This window comes from Aerococcus viridans, from assembly GCF_001543285.1.
GTDB classification, from domain to species: Bacteria; Bacillota; Bacilli; order Lactobacillales; family Aerococcaceae; genus Aerococcus; species Aerococcus viridans.
Genome location: NZ_CP014164.1, coordinates 607,011 through 624,705 on the forward strand (window position 1 = coordinate 607,011; position 17,695 = coordinate 624,705).

A 17,695-nucleotide genomic window follows, 5' to 3' on the forward strand; every position below is an offset into this window, starting at 1 on the left:
ACATGGAGCGACTACGGGTAAATAGTGACGATTGGGGATATCCAAGTTTTTTTTTCCAATAGTCAGACCACGAGATTAAAGGTATTGCGAGCATTTTAATCCAAACGCCTGAAGCCAAATTTGTCCATACGGGCGACTTTCATTTGACGGCTACCATCCTGAAAAAGTCGATCAGTGAGAACGGGCTATCAATCAATTTGAACCAGCTTATACCAAGGTCTACCAGGCCTTTTACCCGGATGCGGATTTTCTGATATTGTTCGAGGATATGTCAAATGATGTGGGTTCTAGTCTGGAAAATAAACTGGACTATATCAACCTAAAATCACTGAAAAAAGACCCAGAATTGTATCTTTTACAAAATGCTTTTGAAAATATGTCAATCTTGGCAGCCTTAAAACCAGCGATTTATCTGCATACAAGTGGAGAACCAATTGGAGAATATATGCTAGCTTATAGCCAAAGGATTGCTTATTTAGAAAGTATAGACATCTCCTACGTGCCATTTAGGGTCAGTGGTCACACTAGACAGATGAATTTACTGTATATCGCCAATCAAATTCGAACCAACAATATCATTCTTTGGCATTTATTCAAACCGGATTACTATGGTAAACTAATAGCAAATTTAGGGTTGCAAGTTGTATATCCGAAATATAAAAAAAGCTATATAGTTTAAGGGGGGGATCCTCATCAAACAGGTGACAATTTTTCAAACGAGTGATATTCACGGGTATATCTATCCTACAAGTTACTTGACTAGAGAAGAAAACCAGCCATTTGGCCTGTTAAAGGTCAATGAAAACTACTTACGAGAGAAAGGTCGCTTGGCCGATAAAAGTAGTTTGCTGATTTCTACAGGAGATATAATTCAAGGATCGCCACTAACCCATTACCTACAAAAGCACCGCCATTCAGCGGCAGCCATTGTAGAAAATATGAATCGGATGGGTTACGACATGGCGGTGCCGGGAAACCATGAATTCAATTACGGGCAAGAATACCTGTTGAATTCATATCAAAACGCACAATTTCCCATTTTATGCGCCAATATTTTAGACGACACTGACCAACCATTTTTCGGTAAACCCTATAAAATATTTGAACGCAATGGGATTAAGATTGCCGTTTTGGGGCTAACCACTCAATACATTCCCAACTGGGAGCATCCTGCCCATATCACTGGCCTGCAGTTTAGGTCAGCTGTTGAAACAGCCAAGGAATACGTGCCCATGTTAAGCAGTATGGCTGACGTAGTCGTTGTCGCTTACCACGGAGGCTTTGAGTGTGAACTAGACACCCTTGAACCAGTAGAACAAGGCGCCGGGGAAAATGAGGGTTACGCCTTAACCCATGAAGTGCCAGGGATTGATGTCTTATTAACCGGCCACCAACACAATGAAATTGCCCGCGTCGTGAACGGTGTGGCAGTTGTCATGCCAGGAGACAAAGGCCGCCATCTTGGTAAAGTTACATTAGACTTAAACAAATACGATGGCGATGAGCACTGGACCTTAGTAGATGCAGTGCCTGAATTAATAAGCTCGACCGTGGACACACCAATTCAAAAAGAAGCCGCTGCAAGATTAGCGGACCTACAAGCAGAAATAGAAAATTGGTTGGACCAACCAGTGGGGACCATTCAAGGGGACATGAAGATTGACAGTGTGGATATGGCCCGCATCCATGATCATCCATACGTCGAATTTGTCCACCGGGTAAAGAACTATTATGGGCAAACTGAAATTTCAGCGGCAGCCTTATTTAATAATGATGCCAAGGGATTTCCAAACACAGTAACCGTCCGTGACGTACTCAATAATTACCCCTTCCCTAACACCTTAGCAGTGGTTAAAATCACCGGAGCAGAATTGAAAGCAGCTATCGAGCAATCAGCGGAATTTTTCATTCTGAATGAAGACCAAGAAATCGTCATGTCTAAAGATTGGCTATATCCCAAACCAAAGCCCTATAATTATGACATGTATGAAGGGATTGACTACATCATTGATGTATCAAAACCAATTGATCAACGGGTAACCAAATTAAACTATCACGGCCAACCATTGGATTTAGAAGCTGAATTCGAAGTGACCCTCAACCAGTATCGGGCTATAGGCGGCGGCGACTATCACATGTTTGATTCATCAAAAATTGTCCGTGAAGTCAATATGGAGATGAGCCAATTAATCTTTCAATACCTTGAAACACATCAAGAAATCAAAGCCACTTGTAACAACAATTTCCAAGTGGTGAACGGCAATAATTGTCCAGAATAGTAACAGAGGCTGGGACAAAAAAGGCTCAGTTAACTAAATAAAGAGAGGAAAAAGATTTCACTTCGAAATCTTTTTCCTCTCTTTTAATTTATCAGTCTCTTTTGAACTTTTATAATGTTATTAGCCATTAATACTAGACCAATATCTGTTTTTACTTTATCTTTTCCTCTTAAATGAGTCCTTCGGAATCCTAAGTTTTGTTTAATCTGTCCGAAGACCGGCTCAACATCAATTTTTCTACATGCGAAAAGAGCTGAGCCATCTTCAGATAATAGCTTAGCTGATTCATTTTCTTTTAAATACTGATACTTTCTATTAAAAGAAAATGACTTTTGTGTTGCGGTTTCTCTATTGACTGGATAATACATTTCTTTTTCTAAGCGATATCCAGTTGTTGTTTTTGGATGATAAACATGATGAAAATGATACTGTGTACCATCAGGGTGAATAAAGATTTGATTTTCCGCATCATGGTCCCAATTATTTAAATTCTTACTTGATTTCTGAAATTTCTTCGTCTGTTCCTTATCAAACATATTGTATTTGATGAGATGATCAATCCCTAGATTGTCCAACGTTTCTAAGTTTTCTTGGCTTCCATATCCAGCATCAGCTACGACGATTTTAGGTAAAGTAGGCATACTTTCAATAAATGGTAATAGTGTACGTGTATCCGTAGGATTTGGAAAAATATTATAGGCTATAACAAATTGATTTTCAGTTGCTATTTGAAGATTATAACCTGGTTTAAGTTGACCATTTAGCATCGGATCTTCTTTCATTCGCATGAACGTTGCATCTGTATCTGTTTTTGAAAAACTATTTCTACCTTCAAATGTTCTATAATAATTTTCATACTTTATCTCACGCTGTAAAAAATCATCTTTCACTTTTCGTAAGTGTTTTTTCAATTTTCTTCGTTTCTGCTTTCTTGGATCTGCACCTTTTTTTGGCGTACTTTCAATTTCTTCATTTACCTCAGCTACAGCTTCCTCAAGGAAGTCTTTTAGTATTTCAACATCATTTAAAGACATTGAATCAATTTCATCTTTGATAATCTCTTTTTCTACAGTAGGTAATATTTCGTTTCTATAATATGCCATTTCTTTAGCTTTTAATGATGCGTAAAATTTATCTGTTGCTCTTTTCCAAACAAAAGAATATTTATTTGCATTTGCTTCAATTTTTGTACCGTCTATAAATACTACATTATCTGAGATTAGTTCTTGTTGAACTAAAAAGAGTTTAAATTCAACGAATAGGTTCTCAAGAATTGATGCACATAATTCACTAGAACGAAATCTATTAATCGTACGATAAGAAATTTCGGTATCGGCAACTAACCATTTCATTGGAATGTTCTCTTGCATCATTTTTTCAATAGTTCTTCCTGAAAACGTCTTTTCTATATATGCGAATAGTAATGCCTTTAAGAGGATTAATGGATGATAGGCCGGTCGGCCTTCGTGTTTATAAAATTGATCGAGGATATGTTCATCTAGCTGTTCAACAAAATTATTTACTTGGAAAACAATATGATTTGGTGCAAGATAATCGGATAACTCTAATGGTAGAAAAGCTTGATTCATGTTATATTGAGTATACATAAAATACCTTCTTTCTTTTTAGTTTTGTCGTTATTACTATTATAAATGAAGGTATTTTATTTTTGTATCATTTAAAGAGGAGATTGACCATTTTTCGTGGTCAATCTCCTCTTTTTTGGCTAGTTTTGTCCCAGCCTCTTTTTATTATGCCAGCTAAAAGTATGCGAATTAAACCTAAATGTGATATGGAGGATTAATGAGTTTAGACTTATTCGACGCAGTTTACATACGCGCAACACGTACAAAAATCAGTCCCTTATTGATATCAACGATGAAGTAGCTGATTTAGGCAAAATGGCAACTGATAATCAAGTTGTATTCTTCATGGCAGACAGTTGTCTACTTCAAAATAGTTTGCAAATATCATTACATAAAGTTCTGCCGAAGGCTGATGAATAGATAGAAGGATTAGTCATCAAAAAAGCCCATCCGAAACCGGATGGACTTTCCATTTAGGTATGTCTGTTAGCTTATTCAGCTGAAGAGGATGCTTCGCTTGAAGCTGCTTCTGATGATTCAGATGATTCAGTTGAAGAAGACTCTGTTGATGATTCCTCTGTGCTAGATTCTTCTGAAGTTGATTCTTCGCTAGAAGATTCAGATGATTCTTCGCTTGATGCTGCAGATTCGCTAGCAGCTGATTCACTTGCTGCGGCAGCTGACTCAGCTTCAGCATCTAATGATTCTTGTTCTTCTTCAGTGATGATCACGTCATCTAGCGCAGTCTTCAAGTCATCGTCTTTAATGTCGATGTTGTGAGCTGTCATGATGTCAGAAACGATACCAGCAACTAAAGTAGAATCAGTTAATTTTTCAGCAACAATAGATTCTTTCAGTTGTTCAGTTTCGTCTTCTAGGGAACCTTTTTCAGGTTTTTCGTCCATCTTGATAATATGGTAACCGTAGTCAGTTTCAACTGGTGCAGTTGTGTACTCGCCTTCAGCTAGTTCTTGTGCTGCTGCGAAGAATGTTTCATCTAGCCCAGAATCAGCATTTACTTCGCCTAATGAACCACCGTTTTTAGCTGATGATGTATCTGTTGAGTTTTCTTTCGCTAATTCAGCGAAGTCAGCACCATCATCTAATTGGGCAATCAAGTCTTTAGCAGTTTCTTCATCATCCACTAAGATGTGTGAAACAGTGAATGAAGGTGTGTAATCATCGTAGGCTGTTTGAATTTCTTCGTCAGTAACCTCGATGTATTTAGATACAGATTCACTCATTAATTTGTAGTAGTAAACTTGGTGTTCGTAGTCTTCACGGTCTGAGAAACCAGAAGATGCTAATACAGTATTGAATTCGTCTTCTCCGCCATAAGTAGCGATTAGTGTTTCAACTTCAGTAGTTGCTTCTTCTTTTAATTCTTTAGCTCGGTCATCGCCGACTTCGTTCACGAATACTTCTTCCATAATTAATTTTTGCAATACGGTGTTACCGTATGTTGATTTTAATTCGGCTTGTAGTTCTTCGTTGGTTACTTCAACACCATCACCAGTGGCAACGGCGCTTGAACCATCACTTGAGCCAGTTGAGCATGCTGCTAGGGCAACAGTACTTAATAAGGCAATTGAAGTAAGTTTGAATTTCTTACTAATCATCATTTTCTCGATTCACTCCTGTCAAATCTTCGTAATACAAGTCTTAATATAGCATACAAAAAATACTATACACAATGATTCAGAAGATTAATCAAGAAATCTTCATATTTTAAATATCACTTAGAATTAGTGTTTTCCTCGTTAACACGGATATCCGCTGCCGATAAGTCATTTTGTAGTTTAGCCACTTGTTTTTGAATTTCTGAAATTTGTGGTGCTGTAGATTGGTTGAAATCATTGATAGCTAAAGTGATTTCATCGCGAGCAACTTTTGCAGATGATAAGCCTTGTTGAGCTAAATCTGTAACTGCATTTTGTGCTTGAGCGATTGAGCCAGTGAGATCATTGACTGCATAAGTGACATCGTCTAAATAGTTTTTCAAACGTTCTCTATTTTCAGTACCTGAGTGTGGTGTTTTTAATAGGGCATAGCCTGCACCAGCAACGGCACCAAATAGCATACCTGTAATAAATTTTTTCATATTATCCCTCGATCTGTTGGTTGATTGTGTTGGCAATGTGCTTCAAGTCTTCATCAGCGTATGTGCCTTCTTGGGCTGGTTCCCATTTTAGACCAAAGCCGTCATTTTCCCCGTTGTATCTAGGGATTAAGTGGACATGTGAATGGAAAATAGATTGGTAGGCCATCTCGCCATTGTTGTTTAAAATATTTAAACCTTGCATATCTGGGAAGGCATCTTTTAATGCGTTGGCAACTAAGGGGATGCGTTTGAAGACGGCGCCGGCGTCATTTGATGAGTAGCCGAAAATGTCTTGAATGTGTTTTTTAGGTACCAGTAAGGTATGGCCTTTTGTGACTTGGCTCATATCTAGGAAGGCTATCACCACTTCGTCTTCGTAGACTTTGTTTGTGGGGATTTCACCGTTTGCAATTTTACAGAAGATACAATTATCCATGAATAGTCCTCGCTTTCAATATTGGGTTAACTTTGGCCTGGTTAATTCATCGCATTTACTTGAAAATAATGTTAAATTAAAGGCTATAATTGTATTAATTTTAACATAAATGATGGGAAGGGAACAATTTCAGTGCTATGCTAGAGTTGAAATGATTTCTGCATCATTAAACTTAAATGCTAGATTAAATCGAGATCAATAAAAGGATGAACAAAATGACATTAACAGTTAAAGGACTTACAGGGGGCTATTCTAGTCAGCCAGTACTAAAAGATATGAATTTTGAAATTGGATCAGGTGAAATTGTTGGCCTGATTGGGTTAAATGGTGCGGGTAAATCAACTACCATTAAACATATTATCGGCCTGATGCGAGCGATGAAAGGGGAGATTGCCATTGACGGTCATCAGTTAACTGATGACGCCAATGCATATCGCCAATCCTTCACTTATATTCCGGAAATGCCCGTACTATATGAAGCCTTAACGTTACGAGAACATATTGAATTAACGGGGATGGCCTACGGTTTAGGGAAAGAAGAGGCACTAAGAAAGGCCCAACCTTTACTAGAAACCTTTCGTTTAGATAAACGGTTAGACTGGCTGCCAATTCATTTTTCAAAAGGGATGAAGCAAAAGGTGATGATTGTCTGTGCCTTCCTAGTGGAGACATCTTTATATGTAGTGGATGAACCATTTCTTGGTTTAGACCCACTGGCTATCCATGATTTTATCGATACTTTGAAGGCCAAACGTGATGCGGGTGCGTCAGTATTAATGACCACTCATGTCTTAGCGACAGCTGAACAGTATTGTGACCGATTCTTATTCTTGGCGGATGGTGAATTAGTGGCGTCAGGTAGTTTGGATGAAATCCGAGCACAATATCAAATGCCAGCAGCTAATTTAGATGACCTATATCTACGCCTAGCGAAGGGGGCAGATGATCATGCGTCTGCTTGATACCTACCATAAACGTCGGCAAGAAGGGCAAGATCTATTTCTAAAGAATGCTAAATATATTTTTAATGACCATGCTGTAATCGTCCTCTTCTTCCTATTTGGCGCATTGGCTTACCAGTATTCCAACTGGCTATCAGGCTTGTCGCAGGGGTTGGTCGGAGTTTGGGTCCACGTGATTTGGGCGGTTCTGATGACGGTTGGGGTATTTATTACCGGTGTGGCTTCACATATTGTGGCAGCAGACTTGGTCTTTCTCTTACCTATTGAGTCGAAATTTACGGACTGGTTCCGGTCCGCCTTGAACCATTCATTACTGTTACCGAGTGCCATTATTATCATGATGGTAGCTGCTTCTTATCCACTGCTGATGGCTATGGTGGGCTATTCGATTTTTGAATTGATTGTCTTGGCTGTAATTTTGATTTGCTTTAAGACCGCCCACTTAAATACTATTTTAGAAAGCTGGCGTTATACCAGCGACAAGGTGATTAAAATTCACAAGGCAATCTTGTATCTAGCGGTTTTTATCACGCTATTATTAGCTTCCTTTGTGACACCATATCTCTGTTTAGGCGTTGCACTGCTGTATTTAATCGCCATTCATTTTGCCGGGATTCGTCCTTTTTCAGATGGGAAAAAGGGTTGGCACTGGGATAAGATTGTCGCAGTGGAACAAGACCGCCAGCAGCAAATCAAACGTGGATTGGCCTTGTTTGTAAATATGCCACAAGATGCCGTTTCAAGTAAACGACGCAAGTATTTGGACGGCTTTATTAAAGTGATCAACCGTGGGGACAATCCTTACGCTTACTTATACAGTCGGGCCTTTTGGCGGGCGAGTGATTATTTCCCACTTTGGGGCCGGATGACTTTAGTAGGGATTTTGTATTTGGTCTTTGTAACCAATAGCCACTGGTTGAACTTAGTGGTGATTTTATTGATTCAATACTTCAGCCATTTCCAAATTTTACCTATGGCTAAGAAAATCAACCAACATGTCTTATTGCAGGTCTACCCAATGGATCAAAGTTCACAGGTGACTGGCTTTAAACAGATGATGGCACAACCAATTTGTACGCAAATTGTATTATTTGCTGTAACGAGTTTGCTGACCCACGACTGGATTTTTGCCGGAGCAGTGTTACTTTCTACTATTATACTAGGCTTAGTCTTCCTTTATCTCTATTTACCGCGTTTTATCCGTAAGAAAGAAAAAAAGGTTAGAATACGCTAAGTTTGTTGACTAAGTCCTGTTTTCCAACTAAAATAACTAGTACTCAAGAAAAAAGGAGTAAGCATCTCAAGAGGGAGTCGCTGCTCACTTTTTTCATTTATACAGTAAGTTAACACTACTTGGGCAAAAGAGAGGAGGAATGGTTTTGGAATACAAATTTGATCGCGAGTGGATTCTCGAACCCATTGGAGGGGATACTGGTCAAGCCTATGTTGGCTATAATGACGCTAACGATGAACGTGTATTTTTAAAACGTAATTCTTCACCCTTGTTAACCATCCTATCGATGGAAGGCTTTGCACCCAAGTTGAAATGGACTAAGCGTGAGTCTAGTGGGGACATTATGACGGCCCAAGATTGGGTGTCTGGTAATGTCTTATCGCATTTTGAAGTGGCCCAATTGCCCGTGGTTAAATTGATGTACCGCTACCACCATTCGGATAATTTATATAATATGCTGGTTAAAATTGACGGCGAGGTTTACGAACCAGACCGCTTTTTACAGGATTATGAAAGTGATTTGGCAAAAGAATTGCGTCACCATCACTTGTTAGCCGATGTGACTGCTTGCCTATGGGACACTCGTCATTTGGTTGAAGGGGTCCGCAAGACGGTGTGTCACGGGGACTTGAACCGCCGGAACTTTATACGAGCTGAGGACAATCAGTTATATCTAGTGGACTGGGAAATGGTAAAAATCGCTGATCCTATTCTAGATATCAGCCAATTGTTGGTGCAATATGTTGATTTTAAAAATTGGGATACCTGGTTTGACTTATATGGCTTGCACATTACATACGATATTTACCAACGTATTGAATGGTATTCGATGTTGAATCTCTTGAATATGATCAAAAAAGACTTCAGAGAAAATCGGATGATTGCCATGAACCATAAAATCTTAAAATTAAAACATATCTACAACAACCGTTACTTACATCAAGTAGGGGAAATGTAAGGAAGGTGTAACAAAGTCGTTAAAACTCGACGCTTCTATCGCATTTAGGAGAGTAAACGCTAAAGCGTAAACTCTCTCATAAGCTGGACCAAAATCGGATTCGACCCTCCAGAAAGGACTGCTTTTCAGATTAGATTGCAAAGTTTCCTTTCTTGGCGTCGGCTCTTACACCTTCAAAAGCCGAACAATTACTGCGAGTGATTGGTGTATTTTGGGAGTGTTTGAAGGGTTTGACTTTTGAAGCCTGATATTATGACCGGTATTGGTTAAAAAAAGGGGGATGTGAACTTCATGTCACGTCTCTTTTTTCTTGGAACGACATCATTTATAAAACAAATCATTAGGAGGACATTATGCGCGTAAGAAATAAACCGTGGGCAAAGGATGCCATGGCAGAACATAGAGAATATGTCATTTTAGAACCGGAAACAATGCAGGGGAAATGGCAAGCTGAATTTAAAAACGACCATCCTGTTCATTTAGAAGTGGGAACTGGTAAGGGTCAATTCATTATTGAGATGGCCCGCCGTAATCCAGATGTGAACTTTATTGGTCTTGAGTTACAAGATTCAGTATTAGTGATGGCGATGGAGAAAGCTTTGGAAGGTGAATTGTTACCTAATTTACGCTTTATTTTAGGGAATGCCCTTGAACTATCTTCATATTTTAAAGAGGGTGAAGTGGCCAAGTTATTCTTAAACTTCTCTGATCCATGGCCAAAAGCCCGTCATGCGAAACGTCGTTTGACTTTCAAAACCTTCTTGGACCAATATAAACATGTTTTGCAAACAGATGGTTTTCTGCAATTCAAAACGGATAACCAAGGATTATTTGAATATTCACTGACTTCAATGTCACAGTATGGCATGGATTTCTTAGAAATTTCATTGAACTTGCATGAGTCGGATATTGAAGGCAATGTGCAAACAGAGTACGAAGAAAAATTCTCAGCCCGTGGTTTTAGAATTAACTATATGTTGGCTAAATTTAAATAAAAAATTGAGGGACTGTGACTTCAATTGCCACAGTCCCTCAATTATGCTTACAGCTTATAAAAATCTAGAAAGTTCCCGGTTTTTGGATCTGCCATAAATTCGTATTGAACTAATTCATTGTCTTCTGTACGAGAGATTCCGCCGTAGAAGACTTCTTGTTTCTGCCCAAAGCGTTCTACTTCAATGGGTTGTAATTCTATCCAAGAACCTTCGATGGTACCTGGGTCGGTGAATAGCGCTTTGGCTTTTTGTAAGACGTCACTACCGTCTACTTTTTTAGAATGGTCGGCTACTAATGCGCCCACAACACCACCAATAACTAGTCCGCATCCAAATAGGAAACCTGCTAGTAGGACGTCGTCACGTTTTGTTGGTTGTTGGTTGTATTGATTAGACATATAATCGCTCCTTTGTTGTCATAAGGGTGAGTAAGTGAATCTATTTCGATAAGTGATCATGAACCTATTATAACAATCATGTCTGGCAAAATATAGTTTTACCTATTCATAATTGTTTTGTTGTTATAGTGGATTTGATTTTGTGAAGTGATTTCAAATGATGGCGGAACCATTTATGCCATGGTGGAAAGGCTTGGCTGTCGGGGAAAATGATTATTTTTCACAGTCTATTATTATTTGCACTTTTATGACTAGGAGTATATAATCGAGTAGAATATTCTACGTTTTAATAGGACATTACCGGTCTAGTTGATGACTAGGCTTTTTTATTGGTTTATGTCGTAAGTTTTACTTAAATTTATTTTAAAAAAGAAATATGAAGGGGATTTTAACGAATATGTGGATTAGTATATATAATCGAGATGGTGTCGGTGACGTTATCATGTTTTCCAAAGGGACATTAACGAGAGACCGTATTGCGACTACAACAGTTGGAGATGTGACGCGTATTTTCAATAATGAAACGAAAGAAACAATGGGTTACAACATCCAAAATATTTCTAAGATGATTCAAATTGAAGGAAAGGGACGTGTTCATTTAAGTCAAACACAATTAGACTTAATCAACCAATCCTTATATGAACAAGGTTTTGATACTATTCCTTTCGATGATAATCCGCGTTTAGTCGTGGCTGAGGTTTTAGAAGTGAAGGATTTAGAAGGTTCTGACCACTTGCATATTACGCAAACCAAAATTAGTCCAGATGAGGTTGTTCAAATTGTTTGTGGTGCGCCAAATGTCCGAGAAGGGATGTTTGTAGTAGCGGCTTTACCAGGTGCTGTAATGCCAAATGGTCAAGTGATTTGGGAAGGTGAACTGCGTGGCGTTTCAAGCTACGGTATGTTAACTTCTGCATTTGAATTAGGTGTCGACCCTGAACATGTACGAAAAGGTATCCTTGAAATTAAAAATGACGTGCCAGTTGGGACTTCATTTGATAAAATTAACAGTGAACATTTCGTTGACGCTTAGCAGATATTATACGTTCTGATTAGGCAAACTATACATGTATTGTGTTGGGGGTGAGTAGTTGAGTCGAGATCATGACAAACTGAGACATTCTAAGGATAAATGGCAGCGATTTGAAGAGAAGTCCGCAAATCAGCTTAAACAATTTGTCCCATTTTACCATAAGGAGAATGATTCTTTGTTACACGAGAAAAATGACAATCCAATTACTTTCCCCAATTACATGAACTGGTATAACCAGGGGGAGGACCAGTCTTCTGGACGGCAAATTCCGCCTAAAAAGACCTATCAAAGAGAGGGTCAAGGAGACGACCGTCAGCAGATGGACTATTATCTAGCCGAAAAAGATCATAATCACCGCTACCAACCCTCATATGGGCATTTTAACTACGCCAACAATGAGGAACGGGACACCACAAGACCAGTCGAAGATTCAGGGGTGCAAGAGGTCTTTAAAGCGGCCTCTGTGGACGACAAACGCCAACAAAAATTGGACCGTTTACGTCAAGAGTTGCAGGAATATCAAGATTACCAATTCCGCAGACCTTTTCAACCGAATGATTTGCCGACAAATTGGACCAGTAACCGTCAAGATGCCAAGGCTGCTCGGTCATCCAAACGCAGCCATTTTCATTTTGAAGAGGCGGTTTCTCAACCTAAAGGATTCCCAGAAAAACGGCAAGCAACACCGGTTTCTGAAAACATGCCTGCAAGGGCCACTGTCCCTAAACGAGGGCATTTAAACCGTGGTCTGCAGAGTATTATGGCAGATGAACCAGGAGTAAGTTTTAACCAGCCAGGAAAACAAGCTAAGTCGGGGCATTATTCCTATTTTCCAGGCCAGGAAAAGCCATCATCGACCCCATATTTAAAAAATAAACAAGCGCAATCTAATCGAGGAAATGGAGATTTTAACGAGCATGAATAAAGAATTAACGTATCACTTCACAGGGATCAAAGGATCAGGTATGAGTGCCTTAGCCTTAATCTTGCATAATATGGGCTACAAGGTTCAGGGTTCAGACCAAGAAACTTACTTCTTTACCCAACGGGGTTTAGAAAAAGCTGGTATTGAATTACTACCTTTTAACGCTGACAACATCCAAGAAGGTATGTTTATCATTTGCGGCAACGCTTTTGGCGATGACCATCCTGAAGTTGTCCGTGCGAAAGAATTAGGTCTTGACGTGATGCGCTACCATTTCTTCCTTGGTGAATTAATCAAAGACTACACTAGTGTAGCGATTACTGGTTCTCACGGGAAAACTTCTACCACTGGTTTGATGGCACACGTGATGCGTGGTTTACATCCAACAAACTTCCTAATCGGTGATGGTACTGGTGCTGGTCAAGAAGACGCTGAATACTTTGTATTAGAAGCGGACGAATACCGTAAACATTTCTTAGCTTACCACCCAGACTACGCGATTTTTACTAATATCGATTTTGACCACCCTGACTACTATGAAAACATTGATCAAGTATTTGCAGCGAATACAACTTTCGCCCACCAAGTGAAGAAAAAAGTGATTGCATACGGTGGCGATGCTTACTTACGTCAATTTGCTGACCAATCTGACATAGATGTTTGGTACTACGGGCTTGAAGGTGGTGACAACCATATTGTGGCTTCAAATGTTGATCTAGCTACTGATGGGTCTCATTTTGATGTGCATGTAATGGGTGAATTCTATGGTCATTTTGACATTCCAACATTCGGTGAACACAATGTGATGAATGCCTTATCTGTCATTGGTTTCTGCTACCTCGAAAACTTCCCAGCAGACCGTGTTGCGGAAGAATTACGTACTTTTGGTGGGGTTAAACGTCGTTTCTCTGAGAAGAAAATTGGCGATATGACTTTAATTGATGACTATGCTCACCATCCATCAGAAATTAAAGCGACGATAAATGCTGCCCGGCAAAAATACCCGAACAAGAAGATTGTTTCTGTCTTCCAACCACATACTTTCAGCCGTACCATCGCTTTAATGGACGAATTTGCGGGTGCTTTGGACTTGTCAGATGACGTATACTTATGCGAAATTTTCGCTTCTGCGCGTGAGAAAGACAACAAGCAAGTGTCTGTTTCTGACCTAGCTAACAAGGTAACAAAACCTGTTCAAGTATTACCATTGGAAAATGTATCACCATTATTAGACTATGATGATGCAGTCATGATCTTTATGGGTGCTGGCGATATCATGAAGTTCGCTTACGCTTATGAAGACCTATTGGCAGACAGCCAATCAACTATCCACTAGAATAAAAGTATTGAAAGGTCGGCTTTGTGCTGGCCTTTTTGTGAAGAGAAAGGTCTATATAGGCGTTTGGAGGAGAATTAGATGGTTTACCGAAAAGTGATTCAGTTTGACCAAGAGGACCGATTTCAAGATGACTTGGCCAATGAAGTCAAGGAATTAACCTGGTTGCATTATGAAAATCCGGATAAGGGGGAAGTGCGACAGGTGATTGAAGACTACCACTTGCCAGTCCATTTCGGGGAGTATGTCTATGACCAGTTTGAAACGTCTTGGATTGAGTATTACCGAAATGATGCCGGGGACCTATTTACCTATATCATTATCCAGTATCCCTATGGTCATGAGGTAATTAGCGAGAATACCTATCATACAGCCCCACTAGTGATTGTCATGGGGCAGGATTTGGTGATGACTTTTATGAACCATACCAACTTGCCTTTTATGTTGGATATCCAGCGGTTAAATTTTCCTTCTGACTTTCCGATGACCTCTGCCTACGCCTTTGTCATGTACATGTTTTATGAGGTGGCTCAGGCCCATATCGATGCGGTCACCATAATGCATGGCTTGATTAAGCAAGCTGAGGAGGAGGCTCGTCATTCTACTAAAAACAACGTGTCTTATGCCTTAATCAACATCAACAAGGGTCTCGTTTACTTATCCACCGCGGTCCATAATAACGCCAACACTTTGAGCCGGATTAACCAATACATTAACCAATTGGAAAATGATACTCGCTACCACGAAAGGGTCCTTAATAGAGTACAAATCGAGATGAACCAGGCAGTAACCATGATTGAAAACGACATGGCGGTCATTGATAAACTGAACGATATGCTGTCGAATGTCATTTCAAATAACTTGAACGATGTCATGAAACGGCTAACGGTTATCACCATTATTATGACCGTGCCGACGATTACAGCAGGTCTTTGGGGGATGAACGTGGCTTTACCCCTTGAAGATAATGTCCACGGTTTTTCCATTATTTTAGTTGGTTCGATTATCTTGTCGGTTATTATTTATTTTATTATTGACCGGATCAATCTGTTTAAATGATGGCTCGGATTATAATTTTTTTGAAAAACAACCGTTTACCTTCCTAGTTGAAAGTAAATTATGCTAAGATAAAGACAGTATAATCAAGGAGGCTATTATGGCTAAACAACAGATTAAAAAAGCAGTAATTCCAGCTGGTGGTTTAGGAACGCGTTTCTTACCAGCGACTAAAGCGATGGCGAAAGAGATTATTCCAATCTTAGATAAACCATCCATTCAGTTTATTGTTGAAGAGGCAATTGAAAGTGGTATTGAAGAGATTTTAATTATTACCGGACGTAACAAACGTTCAGTAGAAGACCATTTTGATGCAAACTTTGATTTAGAAGACAACTTGAAGCAAAAACACAAAGATAAGCTGTTGAAGATGGTTGAAGACACGTCATTATTGAATATTCAATTCAAACGTCAGCACCATCCAAAAGGGTTAGGGGACGCTATTTACCAAGCAAAATCATTTGTTGGTGACGAACCCTTCTTATTATTATTAGGAGACGACATCACGGTGAGTGCGCCAGGTGAAAAACCATTATCAAAACAAATGATGGATCGCTACCAAGACCACCTAGATGATGATGCGGTATTGGTTGCCGGTGCAACTATTCCAGCTAAAGAAATGTCTTCTTACGGAATTATGACGACTTCTGGTAACGGTGAAGCGGGTATCTACAATATCGATAAGTTTGAAGAAAAACCGCAAAATGAAACCGAAGAAAAATTAGCGGCGATTGGTCGTTATATTTTACCACCAGAAATTTTCGATGCCATCGAAGCTATTCCTGAAAATTCCTTCTCAGGTGAGCTTGAATTAACAGATGCCATCAATCACTTAGCTAAAGGCGACAAGTTAAAAGCCTATGATTATCAAGGTGAATGGTATGAAGTTGGCGAACCATTAGGTTTACTAAAAGCCAGCATTCAATTCGCCTTACGTCACGAAGAAACAGCAGACGGTTTCCGTGAATACTTGAAAAATGATATTATCCCAACATTGAAATAATAGAACTTAAAAAGCAGTAGCGCGACTTCAATCGCGCTACTGCTTTTTTCAATATTTTAATAATTATCGTCATCTGGTGATAAGCCAGCGGCTAATATTTTCAATAGTTGGCCGGTTTCAGCATTTTCATGCCAGCCTCTAAAGTAGTCAGACCCGGGTCCATAAGCATAGACATTGACGTCTTCACCCGTATGGTTACCTGTTGTCCAGCCCGTATTAGAACGGCGGTCTACAATATCTCGAATGGCTTGGGTCAAGCGGCTGACCTTTTCTTCGTAAGTATAGACATAAGTATGGTAGATAGACCGTAACTGGTTTTTCTCAGTAGAAGATAATTCAAATTGGATGTTACGACGAATCACTTCAACCCAGTCATTAGTTTCTTGGGTCAGCTCAGCAATGTGTTGAGGAGTTGCTTTGACTTTTCGAATATAGTCAGGCAACCAAGAATCGATATTATTAGCCCCCATAGTCATCCCACCTGTCGCATGGTCAGACGTTGCAATGACAAGGGTATCTCCGTCTTGCTTGGCGAAATCGATAGCCACTTGAAAGGCACCGGCGAAATCATCAATTTCACTCATGATCCCAACCACATCTTTATGGTGGGCAGCCCAGTCAATTTGACTCCCTTCAACCATTAGGAAGAATCCTTCATCACTCGTATCCAATCGGCGGATGGCAGAATGGACCATTTCACCAAGACTAGGGGTCACATTTGACCAACGATCAATGGCCATTGGAATCCCAAATTCGGAGAATAAGCCAAGGACTTGTGGGTTATGGGAATTAAATAGTTCATGCTTAGTATGAACGATATCATAGCCAAGATTTTCAAATTCCTGAGCTAAATTTCGGTCTGGGCGGATAAAATGTTTACGACCGCCACCGAGCATGACGTCAATTTTTTGCTTGCCTTCAATAGTATCGTCTAAGTATTGGTCAGCAATATCAAAATAATCTAAGCGGCTTTCTACATGGGCCGCAAAACCTGCAGGCGTTGCGTGGCTGATTTCAGCGGTCACGACAATCCCTGTATTTTTATTGTTCAATTTGGCAATCTCTAAAGCAGAGTCTACCCGGCTCAATTGTTTGTCTAGGCCAATGACGCCATTCATGGTTTTGACGCCAGTCGCCATGGCTGTTGAAGAGGCGGCAGAATCGGTAATCGTCGCCCAAGGATCAAAGGAATAAGTGGATTGTTGGCCAACCAAGTATTGGTTAAAGATGCTTGGGTTTCTAAAGTGACCAACATCTTGATGAAGGTATTCCCGGTAGGCTGAGGCGAGTGAAACGCTCATCCCGTCGGACACCATGAAAATAATGTTCTTCGGTTGGTGGGGAAATTGCTCATTACTAGCTACCATAATTTATGCTGCTTCCTTTCAGTAAT

General features: G+C 39.7%; 17 protein-coding genes. 11 read left to right on the forward strand and 6 right to left on the reverse strand.

The window, feature by feature from the left end; translation table 11 throughout:
* Window positions 1–268 precede the first annotated feature (268 nt).
* Complete coding sequence (locus tag AWM76_RS02970) at window positions 269–679, forward strand: hypothetical protein (protein WP_003142346.1); 411 nt, start codon at window positions 269–271, stop codon at window positions 677–679.
* 22 nt (window positions 680–701) lie between these two features.
* Window positions 702–2,279: a bifunctional metallophosphatase/5'-nucleotidase gene (locus AWM76_RS02975; protein WP_003142345.1), complete on the forward strand. Its 1,578-nt coding sequence runs from the start codon at window positions 702–704 to the stop codon at window positions 2,277–2,279.
* An 83-nt stretch (window positions 2,280–2,362) separates the two neighbouring features.
* Here the strand turns inward: AWM76_RS02975 and AWM76_RS02980 are convergent, their stop codons facing one another.
* The 4 genes from AWM76_RS02980 to AWM76_RS02995 form a co-directional block, all read right to left on the reverse strand.
* On the reverse strand, window positions 2,363–3,886 hold the full coding sequence (locus tag AWM76_RS02980; RefSeq protein ID WP_060779335.1) for an IS1182 family transposase: 1,524 nt from the start codon (window positions 3,884–3,886) through the stop codon (window positions 2,363–2,365).
* Between the two features lie 470 nt (window positions 3,887–4,356).
* A complete protein-coding gene (locus tag AWM76_RS02985; protein ID WP_003141613.1) occupies window positions 4,357–5,487 on the reverse strand; it encodes a peptidylprolyl isomerase in 1,131 nt (376 codons plus the stop codon).
* A gap of 113 nt (window positions 5,488–5,600) precedes the next feature.
* Window positions 5,601–5,966, reverse strand: a complete 366-nt coding sequence (locus AWM76_RS02990; RefSeq protein ID WP_003141611.1) for a YtxH domain-containing protein — start codon at window positions 5,964–5,966, stop codon at window positions 5,601–5,603.
* A gap of 1 nt (window position 5,967) precedes the next feature.
* Window positions 5,968–6,402 (reverse strand): HIT family protein, encoded by a 435-nt coding sequence (locus tag AWM76_RS02995; RefSeq protein WP_003141609.1) that lies wholly within the window; start codon window positions 6,400–6,402, stop codon window positions 5,968–5,970.
* A 215-nt stretch (window positions 6,403–6,617) separates the two neighbouring features.
* Here AWM76_RS02995 and AWM76_RS03000 point away from each other — a divergent pair, with 215 nt between their 5' ends.
* From AWM76_RS03000 to trmB, 4 genes are all read left to right on the forward strand, one after another.
* A complete protein-coding gene (locus AWM76_RS03000; RefSeq protein WP_039934976.1) occupies window positions 6,618–7,364 on the forward strand; it encodes an ABC transporter ATP-binding protein in 747 nt (248 codons plus the stop codon).
* A complete protein-coding gene (locus AWM76_RS03005; protein ID WP_106427272.1) occupies window positions 7,351–8,598 on the forward strand; it encodes an ABC transporter permease in 1,248 nt (415 codons plus the stop codon). Before AWM76_RS03000 ends, AWM76_RS03005 begins: the two co-directional genes overlap by 14 nt.
* Window positions 8,599–8,737: 139 nt before the next feature.
* The gene (locus tag AWM76_RS03010; RefSeq protein ID WP_003141605.1) at window positions 8,738–9,556 is read left to right on the forward strand and encodes a phosphotransferase family protein; all 819 of its coding nucleotides are present in this window, start codon (window positions 8,738–8,740) and stop codon (window positions 9,554–9,556) included.
* Window positions 9,557–9,909: 353 nt separating this feature from the next.
* Window positions 9,910–10,551 carry a tRNA (guanosine(46)-N7)-methyltransferase TrmB gene (trmB, locus tag AWM76_RS03015; RefSeq protein ID WP_003141604.1) on the forward strand — a complete coding sequence of 214 codons (642 nt, stop codon included), beginning with the start codon at window positions 9,910–9,912 and terminating at the stop codon, window positions 10,549–10,551.
* A 47-nt stretch (window positions 10,552–10,598) separates the two neighbouring features.
* Here trmB and AWM76_RS03020 read toward each other — a convergent pair whose 3' ends face one another.
* On the reverse strand, window positions 10,599–10,949 hold the full coding sequence (locus AWM76_RS03020) for a hypothetical protein (protein ID WP_003141603.1): 351 nt from the start codon (window positions 10,947–10,949) through the stop codon (window positions 10,599–10,601).
* Window positions 10,950–11,346: 397 nt separating this feature from the next.
* Between AWM76_RS03020 and ytpR the strand changes: the two genes are divergently transcribed.
* From ytpR to AWM76_RS03045, 5 genes are all read left to right on the forward strand, one after another.
* On the forward strand, window positions 11,347–11,982 hold the full coding sequence (gene ytpR, locus AWM76_RS03025; RefSeq protein ID WP_039934972.1) for a YtpR family tRNA-binding protein: 636 nt from the start codon (window positions 11,347–11,349) through the stop codon (window positions 11,980–11,982).
* 58 nt (window positions 11,983–12,040) lie between these two features.
* Window positions 12,041–12,907 carry a hypothetical protein gene (locus tag AWM76_RS03030; protein ID WP_003141601.1) on the forward strand — a complete coding sequence of 289 codons (867 nt, stop codon included), beginning with the start codon at window positions 12,041–12,043 and terminating at the stop codon, window positions 12,905–12,907.
* The gene (murC, locus tag AWM76_RS03035; protein ID WP_003141600.1) at window positions 12,900–14,243 is read left to right on the forward strand and encodes a UDP-N-acetylmuramate--L-alanine ligase; all 1,344 of its coding nucleotides are present in this window, start codon (window positions 12,900–12,902) and stop codon (window positions 14,241–14,243) included. The genes AWM76_RS03030 and murC overlap by 8 nt, the downstream gene beginning before the upstream one ends.
* 81 nt (window positions 14,244–14,324) lie before the next feature.
* On the forward strand, window positions 14,325–15,302 hold the full coding sequence (locus AWM76_RS03040; protein ID WP_003141599.1) for a magnesium transporter CorA family protein: 978 nt from the start codon (window positions 14,325–14,327) through the stop codon (window positions 15,300–15,302).
* 97 nt (window positions 15,303–15,399) lie between these two features.
* Window positions 15,400–16,302 carry a UTP--glucose-1-phosphate uridylyltransferase gene (locus tag AWM76_RS03045; RefSeq protein WP_003141598.1) on the forward strand — a complete coding sequence of 301 codons (903 nt, stop codon included), beginning with the start codon at window positions 15,400–15,402 and terminating at the stop codon, window positions 16,300–16,302.
* 56 nt (window positions 16,303–16,358) lie between these two features.
* Here the strand turns inward: AWM76_RS03045 and AWM76_RS03050 are convergent, their stop codons facing one another.
* Entirely contained in the window at window positions 16,359–17,669 is a 1,311-nt protein-coding gene (locus tag AWM76_RS03050; protein ID WP_003141597.1) for an alkaline phosphatase, read from the reverse strand.
* Between the last annotated feature and the right edge of the window lie 26 nt (window positions 17,670–17,695).

Bases quoted from the DNA above. Each gene is read 5' to 3' on its own strand.
- ytpR (WP_039934972.1), top strand. From the start codon at position 11,347: ATGTGGATTAGTATATATAATCGAGATGGTGTCGGTGACGTTATCATG.
- AWM76_RS02980 (WP_060779335.1), bottom strand. From the start codon at position 3,886: ATGTATACTCAATATAACATGAATCAAGCTTTTCTACCATTAGAGTTA.
- AWM76_RS03040 (WP_003141599.1), top strand. From the start codon at position 14,325: ATGGTTTACCGAAAAGTGATTCAGTTTGACCAAGAGGACCGATTTCAA.
- AWM76_RS03005 (WP_106427272.1), top strand. From the start codon at position 7,351: ATGCGTCTGCTTGATACCTACCATAAACGTCGGCAAGAAGGGCAAGAT.
- AWM76_RS03010 (WP_003141605.1), top strand. From the start codon at position 8,738: ATGGTTTTGGAATACAAATTTGATCGCGAGTGGATTCTCGAACCCATT.
- AWM76_RS03020 (WP_003141603.1), bottom strand. From the start codon at position 10,949: ATGTCTAATCAATACAACCAACAACCAACAAAACGTGACGACGTCCTA.
- AWM76_RS02990 (WP_003141611.1), bottom strand. From the start codon at position 5,966: ATGAAAAAATTTATTACAGGTATGCTATTTGGTGCCGTTGCTGGTGCA.
- AWM76_RS03050 (WP_003141597.1), bottom strand. From the start codon at position 17,669: ATGGTAGCTAGTAATGAGCAATTTCCCCACCAACCGAAGAACATTATT.
- AWM76_RS02985 (WP_003141613.1), bottom strand. From the start codon at position 5,487: ATGATGATTAGTAAGAAATTCAAACTTACTTCAATTGCCTTATTAAGT.
- AWM76_RS02995 (WP_003141609.1), bottom strand. From the start codon at position 6,402: ATGGATAATTGTATCTTCTGTAAAATTGCAAACGGTGAAATCCCCACA.
- AWM76_RS02970 (WP_003142346.1), top strand. From the start codon at position 269: ATGTCAAATGATGTGGGTTCTAGTCTGGAAAATAAACTGGACTATATC.
- trmB (WP_003141604.1), top strand. From the start codon at position 9,910: ATGCGCGTAAGAAATAAACCGTGGGCAAAGGATGCCATGGCAGAACAT.
- murC (WP_003141600.1), top strand. From the start codon at position 12,900: ATGAATAAAGAATTAACGTATCACTTCACAGGGATCAAAGGATCAGGT.
- AWM76_RS03045 (WP_003141598.1), top strand. From the start codon at position 15,400: ATGGCTAAACAACAGATTAAAAAAGCAGTAATTCCAGCTGGTGGTTTA.
- AWM76_RS03000 (WP_039934976.1), top strand. From the start codon at position 6,618: ATGACATTAACAGTTAAAGGACTTACAGGGGGCTATTCTAGTCAGCCA.